Raw genomic sequence first — 9,599 nt, 5'->3', positions numbered from 1 at the left:
TGGGCGACGTGCCCCTGCGGCCGGTCGTCGTGGCCGACGCGCGCCAGCGACTGAGGAACGTAGGCGTTGGTACGGCGTAGTGCTGGCGGGACTGCGAAGCTGCGGCCCCACTCGTCGACCTTGGTAGTACCGCCGGAGAACGCCGACGATCTGCCGCATGGCCTCCCGCCTCCCCAAGCCGATCCCGTTCAGCCGCCTACACCGCTCATCATCCCCGAGGCCGACCACGGTCTGCTTGTCGGGTTGCTACATACCGCCTCGCGGCTCCGCTCCCACCGGGATCAAGTCCGTGTCCACCGGCGTGCACGCTCGCTGCACGAATGTCCACCGGATGTCCACCGGGAGTGATCATGAAGCGATTTCCGCTCACGCGCGCCCGACACCAAAGATCACAGGAAGGCAAAAAGCCCAGGTCAGAGGCTATCTGACCTGGGCTTCATCTGAGCCGCCTGCGGGATTCGAACCCGCGACCTACGCATTACGAGTGCGTTGCTCTGGCCAACTGAGCTAAGGCGGCGTCGCTGCCCTACGCGCTGGCAACGCGGGCCAGTCTACACAGGTTCGCGGGTGATCCGTAACGGGATATCGCGGCGGGGGTCAGGCGGAGGAGACGGCGAGCTTGGCGGCGAAGCCGGCGAAGAGGACGGCGACCCCGCTGGTGAGGGTGGCGGAGAGCCGCTTGCGGCGGCGGAAGGCGGTGGCGAGGGTGGTGCCGGCGAAGATCAGCAGGGTGAGGTAGAGGAAGCTGAAGGTCTGCAGGATCCCGCCGAGCAGGGCGAAGGAGAACGCCGGCTGGCCGTAGGACGGGTCGACGAACTGCGTGAAAAATGACAAGAGGAACAGGATCGCCTTCGGGTTCAGCAGGCTGATCACGAGCGCGCGCCGGAACGGCCGCTCGACGGTCCCGGTCGTCTGCTCGTCCGCCGTCGTGCCGGCGTCGGCGGCGGCGCGGTGTTCGCGCCACAGCTGGCGGGCCGCGCGGAGCATGCCGAAGCCGATCCAGAGCAGGTAGGCCGCGCCGCCGAACTTGACCACCGCGAAGACGGCCGGGTTGGCCTTCAGCAGCGAGGCGGCGCCCAGCGAGGTGAGGCTGATGAGGGTGAAGTCGCCGACGAAGACGCCGGCGGCGGCCCGGTAGCCGGTCCGGACGCCCTTGCGGGCGGCGACGGACAGCACGTACAGGGAGTTGGGGCCGGGCAGCAGGACGATGACGAGGGCGCCGATGACGTACGTCGCCAGGTTGTTGACACCGAGCACGGTGCGCTCCGGGGAGAGGAGGGGGCGGGGAGGCGCTCATCGTAACGTCGTACCGGTGATCGATTGAAGCTGAAACTACCTGGTGGGACGGCCCTTGCTCGTCTACCGGCCGCAGCGCTTGCCCTGCTCCGGCGGTTCACCGGTCAGCAGGTAACGATTGACCGCGCCGTCCACGCACGCGTTGTGCCGCCCGTACGCGGTGTGGCCGTCCCCGTCGTAGGTGAGCAGCCGCCCGGACTCCAGCTGGCCCGCCAGCGCCTGGGCCCACGCGTACGGCGTGGCGGGGTCGCGGGTAGTGCCCACGACGACGATCGGGGCAGCGCCCGCGGCCCGGACGGTGTGCGCCGAGCCGGTGGCCTTCACCGGCCAGTAGGCGCAGGTCAGCGCCATCCACGCCATGTCGCGCCCGAAGTGCGGCGAGGCGTGCTCGAAGTCCGGCACCGCCCGCCGGACGTCCTCCGGGCCGGCGAAGGGCGCGGGCAGGTCGAGACAGTTCACGGCCGTGTTGGCGAACATCAGGTTGGGGTAGGAACCGTCCGGCTCGCGCCCGTAGTACGAGTCCGAGAGCTTCAGCAGGCCGGTGCCGTCCCCGGCCGCGGCGTCGGTGAGCGCGCCGCGCAGCTTGGGCCACAGGAAGTCGGCGTACATCGCTTCGAGGACGCCCGTGGTGGCCTGGGCGTGGCTGAGGCGGCGGCCGCCGTCGGTGGTGGCCAGCGGCTGCGCGCGGACGGCCGCCAGCAGGGCCGCGAGCCGGTCGCCGGCCTCCTGCTCGGTGCGGCCGAGCGGGCAGTCGTCGCGCCGGGCGCAGTCCTTGGCGAAGGCCGCCCAGGCGGTCTCGAAACCGCCGGCCTGGGTCCGGTTGCCGGCCACGGAGTCGAGGGACGGGTCCATCGCGCCGTCCAGGACGAGCCGCCCGACCCGCCCGGGGAAGAGCCCGGCGTACGTGGCACCCAGGAACGTGCCGTAGGACTTGCCGACGTAGCTGAGCCGCTCGTCGCCGAGGAGCGCGCGCAGCACGTCCATGTCGCGGGCGGCCTCGACGGTGCTGACGTGGCCGAGCGCCGCGCCGGCGCGCTCCCGGCAGCCCTCGGCGAACTCCTTGTCGGCGGCCACCAGGGCGTCGACCTCGCGCTGGTCGGCGGGGGTGAAGCCGACGGACGTGAAGGCGTCCATTCGGTCACCGCTCAGACAGGTGACGGGGCTGCTGCGGCCGACGCCGCGCGGGTCTAGCCCGACGAGGTCGTACCGGGCGCGGACCCCGCCGTCGTACGTCCGGGCGGCGGCCTCCACGTACTCGACCGCCGACCCGCCGGGCCCGCCCGGGTTGAGCAGCAACGAGCCGATCCGGCCCCCGGCCTGCGAGGCCGCCGCGCCGGGGATCGCGGGGGCGCGGACGGCCGTCAGGGCGAGGTCGCCGTCAGCGGGCCGACCGTAGTCGACCGGCACCTTGAAGGTGGTGCACTCGAACCCGTCGTCGCACGGCTGCCACGCGAGCCGCTGCGCGTAGTACGCACCGAGCTCGGCGGGCACCTCGGCGGGCAGCGGCTCCAGCGCCGTGACCTCGGCGGGCGGCGAACCCGGCGAAGACGCGGCCTCCGCCCCGCCGCCCGAACCGGGCACGCCCGCACTGCACCCGCCCGCCAGCAGCCCGGCCGCGACGAGCGCTGCGGCCAGTACCCGCCCGGTGGCCTTCATCCGGATCCCTTCGATTCGATTCGGTCCGCTCGACTTCGCCCGGACCGTCCGACCACCGGCGACTGCCCGCCGAAAGCGCAGCTCAGGAGGCCTTCCCCAGCGTGTCGGCCAGGTACTGCGCCGCCTGCCGCACGAGCCGCAGCCGCTCCCGGTCGGGCGTGAAGTCCTGCACGTTGTCCGAGATCCGCACGTCCGCCTTGGCCGCGGGACCGGCCCCGCCGTGCAGCGCGGCCTGGAGCTTGCGCGCCGCGTCCAGCCCGGCGGCGTCCGCCTTCGCGGCGGCGAGCATCAGCTTCGCCGCCGTCCCCGTGGGCGCCTCCGCGCCGGCCTGGGTGAGCGCGGCGGCGTCGTACCGCCCGGAGACGGCCGCCGCGGCGCCGTACAGGTCCGGGCGGGCCAGCCCGGCCGCCGCGGCGCACGGCGCACCGCCCTCGACCCCGAGGGTGCCCCAGGAGGCCGGGCCGGGCGGCAGGGCGCGGAAGGTGGCGGCGATGGTGGTGCGCAGCGCCGCGTCGTCGGCGACGGCCTGCGGGGCGGCGGCGACGAGGTCGCAGGGGTGCGCGGTGCCGTTCGGCGCCTCGGGGGCGACCAGGATGAACGGCCGCGCCTTGCCGGTCTGCAGGGCCGAGCCGATGCCCTCGAAGACGTCCGGGACCTCGGCGTCGGCGGTCTTGCGCGGGGTCGCGGCCTGCATCACGACGACCGGGAAGCGGGCGTTCGGCTCCTTGGCGTACTGCGGCGGCAGCCAGACCCGGACGTTGCGCGGCTTGCCGTCGGGACCGAGCACGGCGGACTGCAGCAGTTCCCCGCCGCCCGGGTGGCCGACGCTGTCGAACCGGCTCGGCACGGCGGCCGGCGACGTCGCCGCCGCGGCCTGGGCCACGGCGGCCTCGGCCGTGGGCGGCACCGCCTGCTGCCGGGGGCCGGCGCCCTGCGCACCGCCCGCGGCGGCCGCGTCCACGGCGGGCTCCGCGCGCTCCGCCGGCTCCTCAGCGGTCCGGGTCATGCCGCCGAACGCGCCGAAGGCGGTGAGCAGCGTCAGCGCCGTGACGCACACCCCGCAGACCATCGCCCCGGCCGCCCGCAGCAGCATCGGCCACCGGTCGCCGGCCAGCTCGTACGCCTGGGCGGCCCGCAGGTCGCGCCAGCGCAGGTGGGCCCCGCGGGCCAGCCAGAGGCCGCCGAGAGCGGCCGCCAACAGGGGGATGACGAGGAGCGAACGGACCACGGAACGCACCACCTAGGGCGGAGGACCGGACGACCGGGGCGGACCCGGCGCCGTACGGGACGCGACGGCCCCGGCACCGGGGCGCAGTCGGCCCCCAGCGTGCGGGACGACCCGGCGGTCACACGCGGGTGTGCCCGGCGCGTACCGACCGTTCACTCGAAGGTGGGACACCGGGGTAGGGCGGGAAGCGGAACGCGCCCGCCCCTGGACCGCCCCGCGCGCCTCAGCCCGCGCGCAGTGCCACCGTCATCGCCTCGACCGCGAGCAGCGGGTCGACGTTGCGGTCCAGCGCCCGCCGGCAGGCGAGCACCGCCTCGATGCGGCGCAGCGTGCCCTCCGCGGGGCCCGCCTGGGCGACCCGGTTCAGCGCCTGCCGCTGGTCCTCGTTGGCCAGCGCGCCGGTGGAGCCGAGCTGCAGCGCGAGCACGTCGCGGTAGAAGCCGAGCAGGTCGAGCAGCGCGACGCCGAGGGTCTCGCGGCGGGTGCGGGTGGCCCGGCTCTTCTGCCGCTTCTCCAGTTCCTTGACCGCACCGGCCATGCCGCGCGGCGCCTTGCCGCCCTCGGCGGCGCCGTAGACGGCCTTCAGGTCGTCGGTCTCCTTGGCGTCCTGCGTCTCGGCGAGCGCCTCGGCGTCGGCCTTGGCCGTGTCCACCAGGCGCTGGGCCGCGGCGAGGCAGCCGCCGATGTCGGAGACCTCCAGGGGGATCCGCAGCACCTCGGTGCGCCGGGTCCTGGCCTGGTCGTCGACGGCCAGGCGGCGCGAGCGCTCGACGTCGCCCTGCCCGGCGAGCGCGGCCAGGCGCGCTGTGTCCGGGTCGACGCCGTCGCGGCGGACCAGCATGTCGGCGACCGCCTCGGCGGCCGGGGTGCGCAGGACGAGCAGGCGGCAGCGCGAGCGGATGGTCGGCAGCACGTCCTGGACGGAGGGCGCGCAGAGCAGCCAGACCGTACGGGGGGAGGGCTCCTCGACGCCCTTGAGCAGCGCGTTCGCGGCGGCCTCGGTGAGCCGGTGCGCGGCGTCCACGAGGATCACCGACCAGCGCCCGCCGGTCGGGTAGCTGGAGGCGCGCAGCACGAGGTCGCGCATGTCGCCGACACCGATCGACAGCCCGTCGGTCCGGACGTACTTCACGTCCGCGTGGCTGCCGGCCAGCACGGTGTGGCAGCCATCGCAGAACCCGCACCCGGGCGTGCCGCCGAGCGCGAGGTCCGGACTGGTGCACTGGAGCGCCGCGGCGAACGACCGCGCGGCCGTGACCTGCCCGGCCCCGGGCGGCCCGGTGAACAGCCAGGCGTGCGTCATCAGGGAGGCGTTGGCCCCCTCCGCCGGCCCGGCGCCACGGCCGGCCGTCACCATCGCCCCGGCCGCCTTGGCGGCGGCGGTCAGCTGCTCGACCACCCGCTCCTGGCCCACCAGGTCGTCCCAGACGGCCACTGCTGCTCCCAAGCTCCGTACGACTGCGCTCCGCCGTCGAGCATACGTGCCTGCCCGGACACCCACTGCGCCGTCCGAGCGACACCCCACCCAGCACCACCGCACCCACCTAACCCCCCTTTCCCCCCGACCCCACCCAAGGCGAGAGGGTCGGGCTGCGGGAGGGGGTGGCGGAGGGGGTGGGCCGCGGAGAGGGGCGTGACGGGTGATTTTCAGACTGCCAACGGTCTTAACCACCCACCCCACAGAGTCGGCAGTCGGAAAATCATCCAGCCCCCGGAGCGGCCACCCCCGGAGCCACCCCCGCGAACCCCACCCACCCGAAAGCCCATGCCCCGCCACCAAGCCCCGCGCAGCGGAACCCGCAGCGCAGGATCAGCTCCGGCGCCCCCAGCGGCGCCCCTTGCCCTTGCCCTGGTCGTCACCATCGCCCTCGGAACCGGTGCCAGCGCCCGCGCCCGCTCCCGCTCCCGCGCCACCACGCGGAACCTGCGGGTCCTGGCCGGGTCCGCCGCCCCGCTCCCAGTGGGACCACTCATCGCGCGAGCCGAGCAGCGTGTCGGTGAGGCTCGGGAGGTCGTCCATCGGTGTCTCCTCGGCCCAGTCCGGCCGCCGGCGCGGCTCTGCGGCGTCGGTCGGGGCCTGCCCCTCGCCGACCACCGGAAGCTCGCGGGTGGTGTCCGCGGGCTCCTCGCGCCACAGGCCCGGGGGAACCCGGTCCTCGGCCCGGCCGGGCGCGACCTTGGGCAGCACTGCGGTCCGGTCGGTCTCGTCGGCCGGCACCTTCGGCAGCACGGCGGTCTCGTCCGCCGCGGCGGGGCCGCCCGACACCCGGGGCAGCACAGCGGTCTGGTCCGCCGAAACGGGCGGAACAAGCGGAGCGGGCGGAGCAGCCGGAACCGCCGGAAGCTTCGCAGTCTGCTCCGCAGCCGACTGCCGATCCCGCAAGGACAGCTCACGGGTGGTCTCGTCGACCTCCTCGGCCGAACCCCGAGCACCCGAACCCTGAGCACCCAAGCCCTTAGGCGCCCGTAGCTGAGTGGTAGCCGCGTCCTCCGCACGCCCCACCGCCGTCTCGGCCGCTGCGGAAGCCGCAGCAGCGGCCTCCGCAGCCGCAGCGAGCGCGGCCGCCTGGGCCAGACGGGCCTCCTCGGCGCGCTGCAGCGCCTCCTCCGCACGGCGGCGCTGCTCCTCGCGCTGGAGCTCCCGCTGCCGCTGGAGTTCCGCCTGCGCGGCCGCCTCGGCGGCGAGCCGCTTGCGCTCGGCGGCCTCGGCGGCGAGCCGGGCCTCCTCCTCGGCCTTGCGGCGCGCCTCTTCCTCGGCCCGTCGGCGGGCTTCCTCCTCGGCGCGGCGCCGCGCCTCCTCCTCGGCCTTGCGGCGGGCCTCGGCGGCGACCCGCTCGGCCTCCTCCTTGGCCAGCCGCTCCTTCTCCGCCTGCTCGGCCCGCAGCTGCTCCAGGAGCTCCTGCCGCTTGCGCTCGGCGGCCTCCGCCTCGGCCTTCTTGCGGGCCTCCTCGGCGGCGCGCCGTTCGGCCTCCTCCCGCGCGAGCCGCTCCTGCTCGACGCGGGCGGCCTTCTCCTTCTCGGAGAGGGGCAGCTCGCGGTCGAGCCGGTGGCGGATCGCGGTGGTGACGAAGCCGGGCGCCTGGCTGCCGTCGACGACCAGGTAGCGCGCCGGGTCGGCCGCCGCGAGGGCGAGGAAACCGGCCCGGACCCGCTGGTGGAATTCGGTCGGCTCGGACTCCAGCCGGTCCAGCGCCTCGGTGAAGCGCTCCCGGGCCTTGGTCGGGTCGACGTCCAGGACGACGGTCAGGTCGGGCACCAGACCGCCGGTGGCCCAGCGGGAGATCCGGGCGACCTCGGTCGCGGCGAGGTCGCGCCCGGCGCCCTGGTAGGCGATGGAGGAGTCCATGTACCGGTCGGTGATGACGACGGCGCCGCGCGCGAGGGCGGGACGGATGACGTTCTCGACGTGCTCGGCGCGGTCGGCCGCGTAGATCAGGGCCTCGGCGCGGTGGGAGAGGCCGGTGTTGCCGACGTCCAGGACGAGGCCGCGCAGCCGCTGCCCGACCGGGCTGCCACCGGGCTCGCGGGTCAGCACGACCTCGTGGCCCTTGCCGCGGATCCATTCGGCGAGCGCCTGGGCCTGGGTGGACTTGCCGGCGCCGTCGCCGCCCTCCAGGGCGATGAAGAAACCGGTGCCGGTGGTGCGGTGCGCCGCCGGGCCGCTGCCGCCGCGCACGGCGTCGACCAGGTCGCGCCCGAACGGGGCGGTGCCGCGCCGGTCGTCGGTCTTGACCAGCACGACGGCGGCCAGCACCAGGGTGAGCAGGCCGGCGGTGGCGACGGCGAGGGCCGCGCCGCCGTGGATGAAGGTGAACGAGCCGGGCTCGACCGTGCCGTACTCGACGTCGCCGTAGGCGCCGGCGATCAGCGGGACGGCGACCACCGCGGCGCCGACGACGGCCCGCAGCACCGCGTACAGGTGCTCGGTGACCTTCGGCAGCCGGGCCTCCTCGACCTCCTGGGCGAGCAGGGTGCGCCCGGCCGAGACGACGATCCCGGCGGCGAGGCCGGCCAGCACGGTGAGCAGGAGGACCAGGACGTAGTCGAGCACGAGCCCGGCCAGGATCAGGGTCACGCCCTCGGTGATCAGCGCCAGCGCGAGCAGCCGGCGGCGGGAGAGGGCGGGCAGGGTGGCCCGGGTGAGCCGGACGCCGGCGGCCGGCGCGCCGGTGGCGGCGAGCACGAGCAGGCCGTAGCCGATCGGCCCGGCCCGGTGCTCGACGGCGGTGAGCAGCGCGAGGGCGGCGACGCCGGCCATCGAGGCGTAGGCGGCGGCGACGGCGAAGGTGAAGTAGGGGGCGCCGCCCGTGCGGCCCTTCTTGAGGGCGGGGCCGGGGGTGGCGTCGGTCGGGGCGCGCAGGCCCTGCAGCGGTGAGTACGGGGCGGCGGTGACCGGGCCGAGGGCCAGCTGCTGGAGGTAGCCGCGGACGGCGGAGGCGGTGAACAGGCCGGCCGCGCCGAGGGCGGCGAAGGTCACCTGGTGGGCCCGGAGCCAGTCCGAGCCGAGCGCCGCGAAGATGTTGTTGAGCAGGGTGAGGCCGACCAGGCCGACGGCGGCGAGCGGCAGGCAGACCCAGCCGGTGAACCGGTCGACGCTCCGGACGGTCTCCAGGTGGGCCGCGGACGGCCGCTGCTCGGCGAGGGGGGCGTACGGGTCGGCCGGCGGCAGCAGGCCGGGGACGGCCGCGTCCTTGGCGACGGCCCACACGCGCTCGGCGGCGCCGGTCACGAAGACGGTGGCGAGCAGGACGTACGTGGCGGCGCCGGACGGCTTCGGGCCGGAGCCGAGCCACACGATCCACCACGGCGCGACGCCGATCAGCAGGGCGCGCAGCGCGTCGGCGCCGAACAGCGTCCAGCGCCGGTCCAGCTTGCCGGCGACCAGCCGGTGCACCGGTCCGAGCAGCAGGACGCCGGCGATCAGGGTGGCCGCCAGCCGGGCGGCGAAGACCCCGGCGACGGCGAAGGCCAGGCTGCGCGGCAGCTCGCCGAACCCGCCGCCGAGGGCGGCCGCGATCACGGTGAGCGCGAGCAGCACCAGCAGGCCGAGCCGGTCGGCGGTGCCGCCGATCAGCTGGTTGGTCCACAGTCGCCGGTAGGACCGCGTGCGCAGCAGCGCGCGGGCCCGCTCCACCGGGGTACCGGCGGGCGCGACCTCGGGCAGGTCGGGCATGGCGGCTCTGGCGGCCGGGGCGGCGCTGGGGGTGGGCTGCTCCTCGCTCGTCATACGGTCAGCGTAGCGGTCGGGGGTTGGCCGGAAAGAGACGAACGACGTTCCGGATCGGGCTCATCACCGGGTTGTGACGATCCCCGCACACACACCCGCCGTCCCCGAACGGCCCCGCCACCGCCCTCGCACGGCCCACGCCCCCTCCGCGAACGGTCCCGGCCCCCTCCCCCGAACGGCCCACACGACCTT

General features: G+C 75.4%; 5 protein-coding genes and 1 tRNA gene. All 6 read right to left on the bottom strand.

The window, feature by feature from the left end; translation table 11 throughout:
- Positions 1 to 443: 443 nt before the first annotated feature.
- Positions 444 to 517, bottom strand: a tRNA-Thr gene (locus ACFV4F_RS19960).
- A gap of 80 nt (positions 518 to 597) precedes the next feature.
- Positions 598 to 1,257, bottom strand: a complete 660-nt coding sequence (gene leuE, locus ACFV4F_RS19955) for a leucine efflux protein LeuE (protein WP_380435570.1) — start codon at positions 1,255 to 1,257, stop codon at positions 598 to 600.
- Between the two features lie 102 nt (positions 1,258 to 1,359).
- Positions 1,360 to 2,952, bottom strand: coding sequence for an alpha/beta hydrolase (locus tag ACFV4F_RS19950; RefSeq protein ID WP_380504077.1), 1,593 nt, complete (start codon positions 2,950 to 2,952; stop codon positions 1,360 to 1,362).
- Between the two features lie 82 nt (positions 2,953 to 3,034).
- Positions 3,035 to 4,180, bottom strand: a complete 1,146-nt coding sequence (locus tag ACFV4F_RS19945; RefSeq protein ID WP_380504074.1) for a hypothetical protein — start codon at positions 4,178 to 4,180, stop codon at positions 3,035 to 3,037.
- A 223-nt stretch (positions 4,181 to 4,403) separates the two neighbouring features.
- Positions 4,404 to 5,615, bottom strand: a complete 1,212-nt coding sequence (locus ACFV4F_RS19940) for a DNA polymerase III subunit delta' (RefSeq protein WP_380496686.1) — start codon at positions 5,613 to 5,615, stop codon at positions 4,404 to 4,406.
- Between the two features lie 375 nt (positions 5,616 to 5,990).
- Positions 5,991 to 9,407, bottom strand: coding sequence for a dTMP kinase (gene tmk, locus ACFV4F_RS19935; RefSeq protein ID WP_380504071.1), 3,417 nt, complete (start codon positions 9,405 to 9,407; stop codon positions 5,991 to 5,993).
- Between the last annotated feature and the right edge of the window lie 192 nt (positions 9,408 to 9,599).

This window comes from Kitasatospora sp. NPDC059722 (assembly GCF_042733235.1).
In the GTDB taxonomy this organism is placed as follows: domain Bacteria; phylum Actinomycetota; class Actinomycetes; order Streptomycetales; family Streptomycetaceae; genus Kitasatospora.
The sequence above is the reverse complement of the archived record's forward strand: the minus strand, read 5'-3'. Positions and strand labels throughout refer to the sequence as shown.

Excerpts from the sequence above, each read along its gene's own strand:
- ACFV4F_RS19950 (WP_380504077.1), bottom strand. The coding sequence starts at position 2,952 with ATGAAGGCCACCGGGCGGGTACTGGCCGCAGCGCTCGTCGCGGCCGGG.
- tmk (WP_380504071.1), bottom strand. The coding sequence starts at position 9,407 with ATGACGAGCGAGGAGCAGCCCACCCCCAGCGCCGCCCCGGCCGCCAGA.